General features: G+C 45.7%; 2 tRNA genes. Both read right to left on the bottom strand.

Annotation, left to right across the window (positions count from 1 at the left end):
* Positions 1 to 185: 185 nt before the first annotated feature.
* Positions 186 to 261 (bottom strand) — tRNA-Ala (locus HX790_RS29390).
* Between the two features lie 30 nt (positions 262 to 291).
* Positions 292 to 368, bottom strand: a tRNA-Ile gene (locus HX790_RS29385).
* Between the last annotated feature and the right edge of the window lie 39 nt (positions 369 to 407).

Raw genomic sequence — 407 nt, 5'->3', positions numbered from 1 at the left:
CAACTAAGAGAACTCACAAATTTTACCTTAGCCTGATCCGTTACCAGTGAAAGTAACGTTCAGTCTATCTTTCTATCACATACCCAAATTTTTAAAGAACGATCTAATCAAAGACTAGAAATCAACATTCATCATCAACCTGATGGAATGCTCATTTCTAAGCTTTCTTAACGTAGAAGCAGTAGTGGTGGAGCCAAACGGGATCGAACCGTTGACCTCCTGCGTGCAAGGCAGGCGCTCTCCCAGCTGAGCTATGGCCCCGTATTTCTACAGGCGTTTCCCACACAAAATTGGTGGGTCTGGGCAGATTCGAACTGCCGACCTCACCCTTATCAGGGGTGCGCTCTAACCAACTGAGCTACAGACCCAATTTCGGGCTGCTTCTTATCGTCTTCTTCAATGAATCA

This window comes from Pseudomonas sp. IPO3747 (assembly GCF_013385245.1).
In the GTDB taxonomy this organism is placed as follows: domain Bacteria; phylum Pseudomonadota; class Gammaproteobacteria; order Pseudomonadales; family Pseudomonadaceae; genus Aquipseudomonas; species Aquipseudomonas edaphica.
The sequence above is the reverse complement of the archived record's forward strand: the minus strand, read 5'-3'. Positions and strand labels throughout refer to the sequence as shown.